The organism is Pseudomonas onubensis (assembly GCF_965653655.1).
In the GTDB taxonomy this organism is placed as follows: Bacteria; Pseudomonadota; Gammaproteobacteria; order Pseudomonadales; family Pseudomonadaceae; genus Aquipseudomonas.
In genome coordinates this window covers 65,800-80,734 of sequence record NZ_CBFHAZ010000005.1, presented here as the reverse complement: position 1 = coordinate 80,734, position 14,935 = coordinate 65,800, and the positions used below count along the sequence as shown (strand labels likewise).

Here is a 14,935-nt window from a genome sequence, read left to right as displayed (position 1 = left end):
ACAAGCGCAGGGGCTAACCGAGGAATGACCATGATTCGTAAAATCCCCAAAATCGCCTTGCTTATCGGCGCACTCGCTATGGCAGGCCAAGCCTCCGCCCACGGTGGTGGTTGGGGTGGCCCGGCCATATTGGGTGGTTTGATCGGCGCAGCCGTTGTCGGCTCCGTGGTTGCCAGCCAATCGCAACCAGTCTACGTGCAGCAACCGGTGTATGTGCAGCCGCAACCGGTGTATGCCGCGCCTCCGCCGGTCTACTACGCACCGCCGCCACCGGTGTATGTGCAACAGCAGGTTTACTACCGCCCGGCGCCAGTCTATTACGGCCCACCACGCGGCTACTACGGCCCTCCCCACGGTTATTATGGCCGCGGCTGGTAACAGACAATCACGCTGTAAATGAACAGGCCCCGCCCACTCGCGGGGCTTTTTTTTACATGGCTTTTTTGCCTGGCTTTTTTCTCAAAAAGCCCGGTTTTATCATGCCAAGGTCGTTATGAGGACAATGCTCGTGCCGCAATCCCACATCATGACGATCAAATGTCCACTTGCTTGACCCGGGCCTGCGCTGTCATGTTTACGTCACCCAACAGTCTCACTATCGAGCGGTCCACCCAATAACAATTAAGGACGACTGACCATGCCCACGCAAAACCCGCACCGCACCGCTGGCCTGTGCACGTCCAGCAAGGTCTACAGCGCACTCACTGAACTCAAGCACCTTGAGGGCCACCGCAGCGCAAAGTTTCTCGCGTTGCTGGCAGAAAACCTAGTGCGCAAAGGCCTGCTCAGTGAACAGGAAGTGGTGAACATGCTCGATCAAGTGGTGGATTGACGCCTGGCGTTAATGTTGACTATCGAGATGGGTGATTTTTCCTACGTGCCATCAGCCCGTAAGGTGACCCCCATAGCCATTGGAGGTCCCTATGCCCACTGCTCAAATCATGTCCGTTGTCGGCAGTGCCGTCCCCGCCCCACTCCGGGAGCTTGGGTTGTTGGCCTGCTGGTATGTGGTACGCGATGGCGAAACCATCAGCGGCCCGCTCACCTCACTGTCCGCTGCGCAACAACAGCAACAGCAGGTGTCGAACTTCAGGCTCCACGCCTGAAATCTATGGCAATGGCAGCTTGACCCGCGGTTTGCTTTCAACAAACAACGCCCAGCTGGACATAAACAGCGCCGCCACCAGTGGCCCGATCACAAAGCCATTCAAGCCAAATACCGACAGGCCGCCCAAGGTAGAGATCAGGATCAGGTAATCCGGCATCTTGGTGTCCTTGCCCACCAGGATCGGGCGCAACACATTGTCCACCAGCCCGATAACGAACACGCCGAACAAGCCCAACACCACGCCCTGCCAGATCGAACCGCTCAACAGGAAGTAGGCGGCCACCGGCCCCCACACAATCCCCGCGCCGACCGCCGGCAACAACGACAGAAACGCCATCAACACCGCCCAGAGCAACGCGCTGGGAATGTCCAGGAACCAGAAAATCAAACCGCCCAGCGCACCCTGAGTCACGGCGACCAGCACATTGCCCTTGACGGTGGCGCGCACCACTCGATTGAACTTGAGTTGCAACCGGCGCTTTTGCGGCTCAGCCAACGGCACCGCCGTGCGTACCTTGCGCACCAGTTCCGGGCCGTCACGCAGCAGGAAAAACAGCAGGTACAGCATGATGAAAAAGCTCACCAGGAAATCAAACGTGCCCTGGCCGAAGCTGAACGCCTGGGTGGCAAAGAACTGGCTGCCCTGCATCGCGCTCTTGACGATCTTTTCCCGCAGGCCCTCCAGGTTGCCCATGCCGAAACGGTCGAGCAGGTGCTGGAAGTACGGCGGCAGGAAATTCTTGAACTGTTCGATATAGCCCGCCACGTCCAGTTTGCCGCTTTCGATATTTTTGTAGAGGGTGGCGCCCTCTTGCACCAGCAGCACGCTGGTGATGATCACCGGCAGAATTGCAATCACCAGGCACACCGTCAGGGTCGCCAGCGACGTCAGGTTGCGGTTCCAACTGAAGCGTTGCTGCAGGCGCCGCTGCATCGGGGCGAAAATAATGCCAAGGATGACCGCCCAGAACACTGCGCCGTAGAACGGCAGCAATATCCAGATAAAGGCGATGGTCACCAGGACCAGCAATAACAACAGGGTTTTGAATTGAAGGTTGGTTTGGTTCATGTCCGGTCCATGTCAGAAAAGCAGAGGGCCTTCAGCGGCCCTGTTGCTTAGTCCGCGGCAAAACCTGGGAGTGCCCTTCAAGCATAGGCCGTGTTATTGAATCTCCTTGGCCTCACTCAATAATGCCTCAATCACCTGCTCCTGGGCCTCGTAACGGCCCTCGCCGAAATGGCTGTAGCGCACTTGGCCCTTGGCATCGATCAGGTAGTGGGCTGGCCAATATTGGTTATCGAAGCTGCGCCAGATCGCGTAGTTATTGTCAATGGCCACCGGATAACCAATGCCGAGCTTGCGCACCTGCTCTTTGACGTTGGCCGGGATGTGCTCAAACGCGTATTCGGGCGTGTGTACGCCAATCACCACCAAACCGTCTTTTTCGTAGCGTTTGGCCCAGCTATTGACGTAGGGCAGCGCGCGCCGGCAGTTGATGCAGTCATAGGTCCAGAAATCCACCAGCACCACTTTGCCTTTGAGCGTTTCAAGGCTCAGGGGCGGCGAATTAAGCCAGTCAACCGCCCCCGCCAGCGACGGCATGGCGCCCGCAGGGTGTTTGCTTTCGCCACTGGCTACCCAGCTTGCGGAAAGGGCAAAAGCCAGCAGCAGGCTGGCAAACAGGAACGTGATGGGTCGCATGGGGATTACCTTGTCGAGTCGCAGAGTGCCTATTGAAACGCTCTGAGGTATCCCAGCTGTGTCGAGCAGCACCCGCCGATACACGGCGATACAAAACCGGCAAAAGCCCGACCTGGATCAATAAAGGCGCGCGCCCGCTCCTTTACCCTCGCGACCTTTTGCGACCTGAGCCCATGCCCCCTGTGATTGCCCCCGAACTGCTCGCCCCCGCCGGCACCCTGAAAAACATGCGTTATGCCTTCGCCTACGGCGCCGATGCGGTCTACGCCGGCCAGCCGCGCTACAGCCTGCGCGTGCGCAATAACGAGTTCGACCACGCCAACCTCGCGCTCGGCATCCAGGAGGCGCATGCACTGGGCAAGCGTTTCTACGTGGTGGTCAACATTGCCCCACACAATGCCAAGCTCAAGACCTTCCTCAAGGATTTGGCCCCGGTGATCGCCATGGGCCCGGACGCGTTGATCATGTCCGACCCGGGCTTGATCATGCTGGTGCGCCGTCACTTCCCGTGCATGCCCATTCATTTGTCGGTGCAGGCCAATACCGTGAATTGGGCCAGCGTCGAGTTCTGGCAGCAGCAAGGTATCGGCCGGGTGATTCTGTCGCGGGAGTTGTCACTGGAAGAAATCGGCGAAATCCGCCAACAGGTGCCCGCCATGGAGCTGGAAGTGTTTGTGCATGGCGCCCTGTGCATGGCTTATTCCGGGCGCTGCTTGTTGTCCGGCTATATGAACAAGCGCGATGCCAACCAAGGCACCTGCACCAACGCATGCCGCTGGAAATACTCGGCCACACCGGCGGTAGAGAACGTCACGGGCGATATCGTCCAGCACTGTGAACCGACCTTGGGGATCGGCGCGCCGACCGACCAGGTGTTTTTGCTGCAAGAAGCCAACCGCCCGGATGAGCAGATGCCCGCTTTCGAAGACGAACACGGCACCTACATCATGAACGCCAAGGACCTGCGCGCCGTGCAGCACGTGGAGCGCCTGGCGCACATGGGCGTGCATTCGCTGAAGATCGAAGGGCGCACCAAGTCCCACTTCTATTGCGCGCGCACCACCCAGGTGTATCGCCAGGCCATTGACGATGCGGTGGCTGGCCGTGCATTTGACCGCAACCTGATGACCAATCTTGAGTCCCTGGCCCAACGCGGCTACACCGAAGGTTTCCTGCGTCGCCATGTGCACGACGAATACCAGAACTACCAGAACGGCAGCTCGGTGTCGGAGCGCCAGCAGTTTGTCGGCGAATTGACCGGCGAGCGCCAGGGCGAGCTGGTCGAGGTTAAAGTGAAAAACCACTTTGCCGTGGGCAATCATCTGGAACTGATGACGCCCGCCGGCAACTTTCACTTTGACCTGACCACGTTGCACAACACCAAAGGCGAAGCCATCGACGTAGCGCCGGGAGATGGACACACCGTGTATCTCCCCCTGCCAGCGCAGATGGACCTGCGCTTCGGCCTGTTGATGCGTGACGTCTAACGCGTCGCCACGCAGAACTGGCGGATCGCCTCGCACGCCTGCAACAGCGAGTCGTCGCCCAAGGCGTAGGCGATACGCAGGTACGGCGCCAAGCCAAATGCGCTGCCGTGTACCACGGCCACATTGGCTTCCTCGAGCAAGGCGTGGGCAACGTCTTCGTCGGTCTGCAACAGCTTGCCGGCGGGCGTGGTGCGCCCCAGCAAACCTGCGCAGTTGGCGAAGGCGTAAAACGCGCCGGACGGGTTCGCGCATTCAAGTCCTGGGGTTTTGTTGAGGAAGGACACCACAAAATTGCGACGTTTCTCGAACACGGCGCGCGACTGCCGGATAAAATCCTGCGGCCCGCTCAAGGCGGCGATGGCGGCGTGCTGGGAAATCGCACTGGCCCCCGAGGTCTGCTGGCCCTGGAGTTTTTCCATCGCCTCCAGCAACCAGCGCGGGCCGGTGGCAAAACCAATGCGCCAGCCAGTCATGGCGTAGGCTTTGGAGACGCCGTTCATGGTCAGCACCCGTGGCGCCAGGCGCGGCTCGACTTGCGCCAGGGTATGAAAGGTTTGCCCGTCGAACAGCAGGTGTTCGTAGATATCGTCCGCCAGCACCAGCACGTGCGGATGCTCCAGCAACACATTCGCCAGCGCCTGCAATTCGTGCCGGCTATACACCGCGCCGGTCGGGTTGGACGGTGAATTGAGGATCAGCCAGCGCGTGTTCGGCGTGATTGCCGCCGCCAGCGCCTCGGGCGTCAGCTTGAAACCCTGCTGGGCACTGCACGCCACAACCCTGGCGGTGCCACCGCACAGTTCCACCATCTCCGGGTAACTGACCCAGTACGGTGCGGGCACAATCACCTCGTCGCCTTCGTTCAGGGTGGCGGCCAGGGCGTTGTAGATCACATGCTTGCCGCCGTTGCTCACCAACGTGTCCTGCCAGGTCACGTCCAGGCCGTTTTCGCGGCGGAACTTATCCGCCACGGCCTCACGCAAGGCCCGTATACCCGCGACTTGGGTGTAGCGCGTGTGGCCGTTGCGGATCGCGTCGATACCGGCCTGGCGGATATGGTCCGGGGTGTCGAAATCCGGCTCGCCGGCGCACAGCGAAATAATCTTCGCCCCTTCGGCGCGGCGTGCGGCCACGCGGTCGATGATGCGGTAAGTGGCCGACGGCTTGGCCTGGGCCAGGCGCTGGTTCAGCGTATTCACGAGGTTTTCCTTTGCAGCGTGTGATAACCCAGGGCTTCACGCGCTTGTTTCAAGGTCTTGCCGGCCTCGAGCTGCGCACGGATCTGCGATTCCACTTCCTCAATCTGGCGTGCGGTACGTGCCACTTCTTCGGCACGGGCGCGCGGCACCACCAGCACGCCATTCGCGTCGGCCACCACAATGTCGCGTGCACACACGCGGGCACCGCTGATGGCCACCGGCTGGTTCACCGACGCTACCTGCACGCGGTCCTTGCCGGTGCGCATGTAACGGCCCTTGCTGAACAGCGGGTAACCGTCGCCCAGCGCTTTGCTGACGTCGCGGCACACGCCATCGATGACCGTCGCGGCGATCCCTCGACTGCCGGCGTACTGGGTCATGATGTCGCCCCACACGGTGCAGTCAGTGCGACCGGCGTTGGCGAGCACCACCACATCACCCGGCAGCACGTCTTCGATAAAATCACCGACTGAACCCGGCGGCATGCTGGCCGGCATGTATTGCACGGTAAACGCCGGGCCGACCACGGTGCCACGGTAGTTATCCAGCGGCGCGATGCCCAGGCATTGGCCGGCAATACCCAGTTTGTCCATGGCATCCGACACGCCGGGGGTGTCGAGCCCTTCGAACAGAGCGACAAGTTGTTGATCATTCATTGGGCGGTCTCCACGCGGATGGCTTCAAATTGGCTGTCGTGCATCACATCAGCGACCGAGCGGCCACTGCGCACCGCATCGACCATGCCGGCTTCACGGGCGGCGATCCGCTCGCCGAGGTCCAGCACCTGTTCGATCACCGCTGCCGGGATAAACACGCTGCCGCAACGGTCGGCAATGACGAAGTCGTCTTGCGACACCTTCACGCCCGCCACATCAATCGTGACGCCGGAGGCGACCTGCACCACCCGATTGCGCGCGCTGATCATGGTCACGCCACGCCCGTACACCGGGTAACCGATGGTCGCACTGCCGTCGATATCGCGGCTGAAGCCGTCGATCACCGAGCCACGGATATTCTTGGCCACGGCGGCATTGGCGATGATGTCACCCCAGCACGAAATGCCGTCGATACCGCCGGCAATCACCAGTACGCGGTCGTCGGTGGTGATGGCGTCGATTACCGGGGAAATCAGGTGTACACCAGGCGCGGCGTCAGTCTTGGGCGCCAGTTGAATGGTGCTGGCCCGGCCGACGACTTTGGGGCAGTCCCACAACGGGCGAATGCCGACGACGGCGCCGGGCAGTTGCAGGAAGTCCAGCGCGTCGGAAACCGTGTTGGTGTCGAGTTCAGCCAGGCGCTGAAGCGGGTCAAGCAGTGGCATGGAGGTGAGCCCCTGTTGTAGTTGGGGCTCAAGTCTCACGCAGGGGCGGTGATAGGTATATTCGTATTAGCGTTAGGCAAACATACGCTGAAGCTATGGTTGATCAGATCCTGAACTGCCCCACCAACTGCCCCAGGCGCTGGCCCAGGTCCGCCAGGCTGCGCGAGGTTTGCGCGCCCAGCTGGGTTTCATCCGCCACGCTGTCCACCGCCACGGCAATCTGATGCACGCTGCGGTTGATCTCTTCGGCCACGGCGGTCTGCTCTTCGGCGGCGCTGGCGATTTGCGCATTCATCGAGTTAATGGTGCCGATCAACTGCGCCATGGTGTCCAGCGAAGCGCCGGCTTCGTTGGCCTGGGCGGAGGTGCCATCGCCGGCATCGCTGGAGCGGCGCATGGCATCCACAGCAGCGACGGTGCCTTTTTGCAGGCGGTCGATCATGCCCTGGATTTCCTGCGTACTGGTTTGCGTGCGGCTGGCCAGCGCGCGCACCTCGTCGGCGACCACCGCAAAACCACGCCCGGCCTCGCCTGCCCGTGCGGCTTCGATGGCGGCGTTGAGGGCCAGCAGGTTGGTCTGTTCGGCAATCGAGCGGATCACGCCGAGTACGCTGACAATCGACGACACGTCCTGCTGCAAGCTGTCGAGGGACACACCGCTGCTGCGAATGTCATTCACCAGTGCATGGATCTGCGCGATGCTGCCATCCACTACCCGCTTGGCAGCCTGGCCTTCGGCGTCGGTCTGTTGCGCAGCGACGGCGGCGCCCTGGGCACTGCGCGCCACTTCGTGGGCCGCCGAGGACATTTGGTTGATGGCGGTCGCCACCTGATCGGTCTCGTGACGTTGACGTTCCATGGCGGTTTCCGAGCGCTGGGCCTGTTCGGACACCTGGCTGACCAGCCCGGTGAGTTGCGCGGTCATCTCGGTGATCTGGCGCACCAGCCCGTGGATCTTGTCGACAAAGCGGTTGAACGCGCCGGCCAAGTCGCCCAACTCATCCTGGCTGGTGATGGCCAGGCGGCGGGTCAAGTCTCCCTCGCCCGCCGCGATATCGTCGAGGTTGGCTTTCATCAGGTTCAGTGGGCGCAAGATGGTATTGGCCACCAGCATGCCCACCGCAGCAATCACCAGCAGTACCACCACCGCCACGCCGAGGATGCTCAGCAGCACGCCTTCCATGCGTTTTTCGACCTTGGCCTCGACCACCGCCACCTGGGCTTCGATACCATCGAGGTTTACTGACGTGCCAATCACCATGTCCCACTTGGGCAGGTATTCGGTGTAGCCCATTTTCGGCACCAGTTCGGTCTGCCCAGGTTGCGTGGAGCTGTATTGCAGGTAGTGGGTGCCGTCCTTGCCGACCTTGACCAGGTCGCGGTTGACGTAGACACCGTTGGGGTCACGGTTGTCCTTGAAGCTCTTGCCCACGCCGTCCGGGCTGTTGCCCTTGAACAGGCGGATGGTCTCGGAGTCGTAGCCGAAGAAGTAGCCGTCCTTGCCGTACGCCGTATTGGACAGCAGCTTCACCACCTGCGCGCGCGCCGCCGTGTCGCCGGGGGCGGCCGCGTCGTAGAGCGGCTTGATGGTGGTCATCGCCACCTCCACATAGCTTTGCAGCGTGGCCTTGGCGTCATTGAGCAGGCGCTGGCGGGTTTCATCCACCTCATTACGCGCCTGGCCCTGCAGGATCCACACCGTGGTCAGGCTGATGACCACGGCAAACAACAACACCGGCACAACGGCCAGGGACAGGACTTTGGCCTTCAAACTCAGACGCATGGCTTTTCTCTCTCTTATTCGTGGCGACTTGAGAGGTTAACGGCCAGTGGCGAAATATCTGTAGGAGCCAGCTCCTACAGACAAGCAGATCAGAGGGTCATTGCGGCAATCCAGCCAAACGCCAGCAACGGAATGTTGTAGTGCAGGAAGGTCGGCACCACGGTGTCCCAGATATGATGATGCTGGCCGTCGATATTCAGGCCAGACGTTGGGCCGAGCGTGGAGTCCGACGCTGGCGAACCGGCATCACCCAACGCCCCCGCCGTACCCACGATGCACACAATCGCCAACGGGCTGAAGCCCAGCTGCACACACAACGGCACAAAAATCGCGGCCAGAATCGGCACGGTGGAAAATGACGAGCCGATGCCCATGGTCACCAACAGCCCCACCAGCAGCATCAGCAACGCGCCCACACCACGGCTGTGACCAATGAATGCCGCCGAGGCTTGCACCAGCGAGCGCACGTCACCGGTGGCCTTGAGCACTTCGGCAAACCCCGAGGAGGCGATCATGATGAAGCCGATCATCGCCATCATCTTCATGCCTTCGGTGAACAGGTCGTCGGTCTCGCGCCAGCGCACAATGCCCGACACCGAGAAGATCAGAAAGCCAGCCAGGGCGCCGATGATCATCGAGTCCAGCCACAGCTGAATGATAAACGCCGAGGCAATCGCCAGCCCGGCTACCAGCAGGGTCAGCGGGTTGTATTGCACCGCCACTTGCTCGACGCGCTCGATTTTCTCCAGGTCATACACACGTTTTTTGCGGTAACTGATAAACACCGCCACCAGCAGACCCACCACCATGCCCAACGCCGGCAGGCCCATGGCATGGGTGACGTTGACCTGGCTGATGTCCACGCCACTCTTGGCCACGTTGGCCAGCAGGATCTGGTTAAGGAAGATATTGCCGAAGCCCACCGGCAGGAACATATACGGCGTGATCAAGCCGAAGGTCATCACGCAGGCGATCAGCCGGCGATCCAGTTGCAGCTTGGTCAGCACGTACAGCAGTGGCGGCACCAGCAGCGGGATAAACGCGATATGGATCGGTAAAATGTTCTGCGAGGCAATCGCCACCACCCACAACAGGCCGATCAGCAACCATTTGACGTGGCCGCCGCCGGTGGCTTCCTGACGATCGACCAACAGCAGCGCCTTGTCCGCCAACGCATGCGCCAGGCCGGACTTGGCAATTGCCACCGCGAAAGCGCCGAGCAAGGCGTAGGACAATGCCACCGTTGCGCCGCCGCCCAAGCCGCCGTTAAAGGCCTTGAGCGTGGCCTCGATGCCCAACCCGCCGGTCAAGCCACCGACCAGGGCGCCGACGATAATGGCGATGACCACATGCACACGGGACAAACTGAGCACCAGCATGGTGCCGACCGCGGCGATGACTGCGTTAATCATGATTACCTCAAGCAAAAAACATAAAAAACAGACAGGCCCGCGACCGGGCGGCCATCAGATGGCGTCCGCGGGCAGGCTTTAGGAGGTCTTATTAGAGGGCGCGCACTTTGCAGCAGGCGGGCCGTCATGTCAAAAACTGTGGCGAGGGAGCTTGCTCCCGCTGGGCTGCGCAGCAGCCCCAAAAATCGCGACCTGGGCGCCTGCTTCGCAGTCGAACGGGAGCAAGCTCCCTCGCCACAAAAGCAGCTTTAAATTGAACGTTTGAATAAAGAAATATCCGCACCAGCCGATAAACGGGTCTCTCTGTGTTTTCAGGTTAAGGATGCTCCTCGATGTCTCTCAGACAGCTCTCCATTCAATGGAAAATCACCCTGCTCGCGGGCCTGTGCCTGCTGGGGATCGTGACCCTGCTGGTGGGTCTGTCGCTGTATCGCATGGAGCAGAGTTCACAGCAGGTCAAAACCTCCAGCATGCAGATGCTCGACGCGGCCGCCCAGGCGCGCATCGAGGCCCAGGGTGAAGTGCAGGCGTTGGGCATTCGCCAACAATTTATGGACGCCTACCAGTACGGCCATGGTTTTTCACGCCAGGTGTTGTTTTTGCGCGAACAGGCGGAAAAACGCTTCCTCGACGCCTTTGATACCCGCGAAGACCTGACCCGTCAGGTCAAGGCCGCCTTGCAGGCCAACCCCGATCTGCTCGGCCTGTCGCTGGTGTTTGAGGCCAATGCGCTGGACGGCAAGGACGAGTTGTTCGCCAATCAGGCAGAACTGGGCAGCAACGACAAAGGCCGCTTCGCCCTCTACTGGTCGCAGCCAACGCCCGGCAAACTTACCTCCATGTCGCTGCCCGAAAGCGACATGGCCGACATCAGCGTCGGCCCCAGCGGCGAAAAGGCTAACGCGTGGTTCACCTGCCCACGCACTACGCTGAAACCCTGCGTGATCGAACCGTACTTTTATGTGATCGACGGGCAAAACGTGCTGATGACCAGCATCGTCTTCCCGCTGATGGTCAACGGCAAAGTCATCGCCTCGCTGTCGGTGGACATCAACCTCAATAGCCTGCAGGCCGTGAGCCAACAGGCCAGCCAGAAGCTGTATGACGGCCAGACCCAAGTCAGCATCCTCAGCCCCACCGGTTTGCTCGCCGGCTACAGCCCGGACGCCAGTAAACTCAGCCAGCGCCTGGATCAGGTCGACACCACCAGCGGCGCGCAATTGATCAGCGTGCTGGCCAGTAACCCCCAGACCAGCAGCCTGCGTACCGATCATCAGCTCAAGGTGCTGGCGCCATTCGCGCCGATACCCGGCGGCAAGCCATGGGGCGTGTTGCTGGATGTGCCGGAAAAAGTCCTAGTCGGCCCTGCCGAAACGCTCAAGGCGCAGTTGGACGCGGACAACGCCCGCGGCACGCTGCTGGAGCTGAGCCTGGGCCTGCTGGCCGCCGTGGTCGGCTTAGTGCTTGTGTGGCTGATGGCCCGCAGCGTGACCCGGCCGATCCTCGGCGTGGCGCGCATGCTAGAAGACATCGCCAGCGGCGAAGGCGACCTCACCCGCCGCCTGGCCTATGACAAACACGATGAACTGGGCCAATTGGCCGGCTGGTTCAACCGCTTCCTCGACAAGCTGCAACCGATCATTGCCCAAGTGAAACGCTCGGTGCAGGACGCCCGTGGCACTGCCGATCAGTCCGCCGCGATCGCCACGCAAACCAGCGCCGGCATGGAGCAGCAGTACCGCCAGGTCGATCAAGTGGCCACCGCCTCCCACGAAATGAGCGCCACCGCCCAGGATGTGGCGCGTAGTGCTGCCCAAGCAGCACACGCCGCACGCGATGCCGACCAGGCCACCCGCGACGGCTTGAGTGTGATCGACCGCACCACCACCAACATCGGCAACCTGGCGGCGGACATGAGCACCGCCATGGCCCAGGTCGAAGGCTTGGCGGCCAATAGCGAGAAGATCGGCTCGGTGCTGGAAGTGATTCGCGGCATCGCCGAGCAGACCAACTTGCTGGCGCTTAATGCCGCCATCGAAGCCGCCCGCGCCGGTGAGGCCGGGCGTGGCTTTGCGGTGGTCGCCGATGAAGTGCGTAACCTGGCGCGGCGCACCCAGGAATCGGTAGAAGAAACCCGCCTGGTGATCGAGCACCTGCAAAGCGGCACCACCGACGTGGTCGACTCCATGGGCAACAGCTATCGCCAGGCCCAGGGCAGTGTCGAACAGGTTGGCCAGGCGGTCACCGCCCTGCGCCAGATCGGTGAGGCGGTCACGGTGATCAGCGACATGAACCTGCAAATCGCCAGCGCCGCCGAACAGCAAAGCGCCGTGGCCGAAGAGATCAACAGCAATGTGGCGACGATTCGGGATGTGACTGAATCACTGTCGGAGCAGGCGAATGAATCGGCGCGGGTGAGCCAGGCGTTGAATAGCCAGGCGAATCAGCAGCAGGGGTTGATGGATCAGTTTCGCGTATAACGATCGTTCCCACGCTCCGCGTGGGAATGCCTCCTGTGACGCTCCGCGTCACCCGTCGACAGCGGGACGCGGAGCGTCCAGGGCGGCGTTACCACGCAGAGCGTGGGAACGATCTCAGCGGTGTTAACGTTTGGCTAATTCGATCAGCACCTTGAGCCCGCCCAGCTCGCTGTCCTGCAACTGCAACGTACCGCCCCACACCTCGACGATATCCCGCACGATCCCCAGCCCCAGGCCATGACCGTCAATCTGCTCATCCAGGCGCGCACCGCGGCTGAGCACTTGCTCACGCTGGGCCTGTGGGATGCCGGGGCCGTCGTCTTCGACTGCCAGCAGAAAGCTGCGCGGGGTTTCGCTGACCGCCAAGCGCACGTCGGCATCCGCCCATTTGCAGGCGTTATCCAGCAGGTTGCCGAGCAGTTCAAGCAGGTCTTCGCGGTCCCAGGGCAATTGCAGACCGGGGTCGACGTGGTAGCTCAAGTCCAGGTGTTCACCGTGGATCATGCGCAAGGTGGCCAGCAGGCCGGGCAGTTCTTTTTCACAGTCGAACAGCGCGCCCGGCAGGGTTTCGCCAGCCAGCCGGGCGCGGTTGAGTTCACGGTTGAGGCGTTGTTGCACCTGATCGAGTTGCTCGCGCAGCAGCTTGCTTAGTTCGGGGTGGTCCTTGAGCGCTTCGCTGGAGGCCGCACTCAGTAGCACCGCCAATGGGGTTTTCAGCGCATGGCCAAGGTTGCCCAAGGCATTGCGTGAGCGCTTGAGGCTGTCTTCGGTATGGGCCAACAGATGGTTGATCTGCGCCACCAGCGGCTCCAGTTCCAACGGCACCTGGGTATCGAGTTGCGAACGCCGGCCCTGTTGCAGTTGGGCGATCTGGTTGCGTGCCGTCTCCAGCGGGCGCAAGGCGCGGCGCACGGTGACCCGTTGCAGAATCAGCACCAGCAACAGCGCCGCCAGGCCGATGATCAGACCAATTTGGCGCATCAGGCGAAAGCTTTCGCGCACGGGCGTGTAATCCTGGGCCACGCTGATGGAGATCGACTGGCCGAAACGTTTGTAGTCCGAACGCAACACCAGCAGTTGCTGGCGTTCCGGCCCCAGTTGCAGGTTGCCCTTGAGCCCAGGTTCGGTCAGGCGCGGCAGCTCCTGGTCCCACAGCGAGCGGGAACGCCAGTGAACGTCGGCAAAATCGATGCGAAAATAATGCCCGGAAAACGGCCGCTGGTAGGCCGGAGACAAACGCTGCTCATCCAACTGAACACCCTCAGGCCCGCGCACCAGTGCCACCAACAGGTTCTCGCTGTCGTTGCGCAGCCCGGCTTCCAGGTAACGCTGCAAACCGGTCTCGAACAACCACAAACTGGTTTGCGCCAGCACGACACCGACCACCACCATGACGCTGATCAGCCCCAGGCTCAAGCGCCGTTGAATCGACCTCATGCCGGAGCGGCGCCAAACCGGTAACCCTGGCCACGCCGGGTTTCAATCACACTGCGCCCCAGCTTGCGGCGCAGGTGGTTGACGTGCACTTCCAACACATTGGAGTCGCGCTCGGTCTCGCCGTCATACAAATGCTCGGCCAAGTGGCTTTTCGACAGGATCTGTTCCGGGTGCAACATGAAGTAGCGCAGCAGGCGGAATTCGGCGGCAGTCAACTGGATCTCCTCGCCATCGCGCAACACGCACTGGCGCCCTTCATCCAGATGCAGGCCGGCGGCTTGCAGCGTCGGCTGGTTGGCCTGGCCGTGGGAACGGCGCAACAGTGCCTGGATGCGCAGGTAGAGCTCTTCGGGGTGAAAGGGTTTGCTCAGGTAATCGTCGGCGCCGGCTTTGAGCCCTTCGATACGCTCGGCCCAGGAATCGCGCGCGGTCAGCACCAGCACCGGTGTGGCCAAGGCCGCTGAGCGCCATTGCGCCAGCACCTCCAGCCCGGGCAGGCCCGGCAAGCCGAGGTCGAGGATGATCAGGTCATAGGGTTCGCTGCGGCCTTGGTACGCGGCATCGCGGCCGTCGGCCAGCCAGTCGACCGCGTAACCCTGGCGCTGCAGGCCCGCCAACAGTTCATCGGCCAACGGTACGTTGTCTTCCACCAGAAGCAGGCGCATCAGTCGTCTTCCTTATCTTTGAGCAGCTTACCGGTACTGGCATCGAGCTCGATTTCGCGCACCACACCCTCGACGGTCAACAACTCGATCTCGTAGATATAGCGCACCGGCCGATCCTTGTGCTCTTCAAGTTCGGCGTCCAGCAACTTGGCGCCCGGGTAGCGCTCCAGCGCCGGACCCAGCAACTGTTCCAACGGCGCGATGACACCTTCCTGACGCAGACGCAGGGCCTCATCCTGCCCCAGGTCATGGGCCGACAGGCTGGCGCTGTTCAGTAGCAATACCAGCGCCACCTGACTGCCTGCGCGTAGATTTACCTTCATTACGTATCCTGATGTTCC

14 protein-coding genes and 1 pseudogene are annotated in these 14,935 nt (G+C 61.6%); 5 read left to right on the top strand and 10 right to left on the bottom strand.

Translation table 11 applies throughout. The features are described 5' to 3' along the window. Positions 1-24 precede the first annotated feature (24 nt). From ACTD9P_RS03410 to ACTD9P_RS03400, 3 genes are all read left to right on the top strand, one after another. On the top strand, positions 25-378 hold the full coding sequence (locus ACTD9P_RS03410; RefSeq protein ID WP_078741781.1) for a hypothetical protein: 354 nt from the start codon (positions 25-27) through the stop codon (positions 376-378). A 259-nt stretch (positions 379-637) separates the two neighbouring features. After that, positions 638-832, top strand: a complete 195-nt coding sequence (locus tag ACTD9P_RS03405; protein ID WP_010211349.1) for a hypothetical protein — start codon at positions 638-640, stop codon at positions 830-832. A 91-nt stretch (positions 833-923) separates the two neighbouring features. Further along, positions 924-1,106, top strand: coding sequence for a hypothetical protein (locus ACTD9P_RS03400; protein WP_438866693.1), 183 nt, complete (start codon positions 924-926; stop codon positions 1,104-1,106). Positions 1,107-1,109: 3 nt separating this feature from the next. On the opposite strand, the gene ACTD9P_RS03395 is transcribed toward ACTD9P_RS03400, so the two are convergent. Both ACTD9P_RS03395 and ACTD9P_RS03390 read right to left on the bottom strand, forming a co-directional pair. Next, positions 1,110-2,177, bottom strand: a complete 1,068-nt coding sequence (locus ACTD9P_RS03395) for an AI-2E family transporter (protein ID WP_065912354.1) — start codon at positions 2,175-2,177, stop codon at positions 1,110-1,112. Between the two features lie 93 nt (positions 2,178-2,270). Continuing rightward, positions 2,271-2,717, bottom strand: a pseudogene (locus ACTD9P_RS03390) (thioredoxin family protein); the annotation flags it as partial. A 266-nt stretch (positions 2,718-2,983) separates the two neighbouring features. Between ACTD9P_RS03390 and trhP the strand changes: the two are divergent. Continuing rightward, positions 2,984-4,297 (top strand): prephenate-dependent tRNA uridine(34) hydroxylase TrhP, encoded by a 1,314-nt coding sequence (gene trhP, locus ACTD9P_RS03385; protein WP_438866692.1) that lies wholly within the window; start codon positions 2,984-2,986, stop codon positions 4,295-4,297. Here trhP and ACTD9P_RS03380 read toward each other — a convergent pair. From ACTD9P_RS03380 to ACTD9P_RS03355, 5 genes are all read right to left on the bottom strand, one after another. After that, positions 4,294-5,496, bottom strand: coding sequence for a pyridoxal phosphate-dependent aminotransferase (locus ACTD9P_RS03380; protein ID WP_438866691.1), 1,203 nt, complete (start codon positions 5,494-5,496; stop codon positions 4,294-4,296). The two genes, trhP and ACTD9P_RS03380, sit on opposite strands and share 4 nt — an antisense overlap. Next, positions 5,493-6,152, bottom strand: a complete 660-nt coding sequence (locus ACTD9P_RS03375; protein WP_438866689.1) for an RraA family protein — start codon at positions 6,150-6,152, stop codon at positions 5,493-5,495. Before ACTD9P_RS03375 ends, ACTD9P_RS03380 begins: the two co-directional genes overlap by 4 nt. Further along, the gene (locus ACTD9P_RS03370) at positions 6,149-6,817 is read right to left on the bottom strand and encodes an RraA family protein (RefSeq protein ID WP_438866688.1); all 669 of its coding nucleotides are present in this window, start codon (positions 6,815-6,817) and stop codon (positions 6,149-6,151) included. The genes ACTD9P_RS03375 and ACTD9P_RS03370 overlap by 4 nt, the downstream gene beginning before the upstream one ends. 103 nt (positions 6,818-6,920) lie before the next feature. Next, positions 6,921-8,600: a methyl-accepting chemotaxis protein CtpM gene (ctpM, locus tag ACTD9P_RS30385; RefSeq protein WP_498371980.1), complete on the bottom strand. Its 1,680-nt coding sequence runs from the start codon at positions 8,598-8,600 to the stop codon at positions 6,921-6,923. A gap of 89 nt (positions 8,601-8,689) precedes the next feature. After that, the gene (locus ACTD9P_RS03355) at positions 8,690-10,009 is read right to left on the bottom strand and encodes a Na+/H+ antiporter family protein (protein ID WP_438866720.1); all 1,320 of its coding nucleotides are present in this window, start codon (positions 10,007-10,009) and stop codon (positions 8,690-8,692) included. 335 nt (positions 10,010-10,344) lie between these two features. Between ACTD9P_RS03355 and ACTD9P_RS03350 the strand changes: the two genes are divergently transcribed. Next, a complete protein-coding gene (locus ACTD9P_RS03350; RefSeq protein ID WP_438866686.1) occupies positions 10,345-12,492 on the top strand; it encodes a methyl-accepting chemotaxis protein in 2,148 nt (715 codons plus the stop codon). 123 nt (positions 12,493-12,615) lie between these two features. On the opposite strand, the gene ACTD9P_RS03345 is transcribed toward ACTD9P_RS03350, so the two are convergent. Genes ACTD9P_RS03345 through ACTD9P_RS03335 form a run of 3 tightly spaced genes read right to left on the bottom strand, consistent with a single transcriptional unit; the run spans position 12,616 to position 14,917 of the window. Further along, positions 12,616-13,929, bottom strand: coding sequence for a sensor histidine kinase (locus ACTD9P_RS03345; RefSeq protein WP_438866685.1), 1,314 nt, complete (start codon positions 13,927-13,929; stop codon positions 12,616-12,618). Then, positions 13,926-14,594 carry a response regulator transcription factor gene (locus ACTD9P_RS03340; RefSeq protein ID WP_438866683.1) on the bottom strand — a complete coding sequence of 223 codons (669 nt, stop codon included), beginning with the start codon at positions 14,592-14,594 and terminating at the stop codon, positions 13,926-13,928. The genes ACTD9P_RS03345 and ACTD9P_RS03340 overlap by 4 nt, the downstream gene beginning before the upstream one ends. Beyond that, entirely contained in the window at positions 14,594-14,917 is a 324-nt protein-coding gene (locus ACTD9P_RS03335; protein WP_438866682.1) for a PepSY domain-containing protein, read from the bottom strand. The genes ACTD9P_RS03340 and ACTD9P_RS03335 overlap by 1 nt, the downstream gene beginning before the upstream one ends. Between the last annotated feature and the right edge of the window lie 18 nt (positions 14,918-14,935).

Bases quoted from the DNA above. Each gene is read 5' to 3' on its own strand.
- ACTD9P_RS03340 (WP_438866683.1), bottom strand. From the start codon at position 14,594: ATGCGCCTGCTTCTGGTGGAAGACAACGTACCGTTGGCCGATGAACTG.
- ACTD9P_RS03335 (WP_438866682.1), bottom strand. From the start codon at position 14,917: ATGAAGGTAAATCTACGCGCAGGCAGTCAGGTGGCGCTGGTATTGCTA.
- ACTD9P_RS03410 (WP_078741781.1), top strand. From the start codon at position 25: ATGACCATGATTCGTAAAATCCCCAAAATCGCCTTGCTTATCGGCGCA.
- ACTD9P_RS03405 (WP_010211349.1), top strand. From the start codon at position 638: ATGCCCACGCAAAACCCGCACCGCACCGCTGGCCTGTGCACGTCCAGC.
- ACTD9P_RS03350 (WP_438866686.1), top strand. From the start codon at position 10,345: ATGTCTCTCAGACAGCTCTCCATTCAATGGAAAATCACCCTGCTCGCG.
- ctpM (WP_498371980.1), bottom strand. From the start codon at position 8,600: ATGCGTCTGAGTTTGAAGGCCAAAGTCCTGTCCCTGGCCGTTGTGCCG.
- ACTD9P_RS03370 (WP_438866688.1), bottom strand. From the start codon at position 6,817: ATGCCACTGCTTGACCCGCTTCAGCGCCTGGCTGAACTCGACACCAAC.
- ACTD9P_RS03400 (WP_438866693.1), top strand. From the start codon at position 924: ATGCCCACTGCTCAAATCATGTCCGTTGTCGGCAGTGCCGTCCCCGCC.
- trhP (WP_438866692.1), top strand. From the start codon at position 2,984: ATGCCCCCTGTGATTGCCCCCGAACTGCTCGCCCCCGCCGGCACCCTG.
- ACTD9P_RS03345 (WP_438866685.1), bottom strand. From the start codon at position 13,929: ATGAGGTCGATTCAACGGCGCTTGAGCCTGGGGCTGATCAGCGTCATG.
- ACTD9P_RS03395 (WP_065912354.1), bottom strand. From the start codon at position 2,177: ATGAACCAAACCAACCTTCAATTCAAAACCCTGTTGTTATTGCTGGTC.
- ACTD9P_RS03375 (WP_438866689.1), bottom strand. From the start codon at position 6,152: ATGAATGATCAACAACTTGTCGCTCTGTTCGAAGGGCTCGACACCCCC.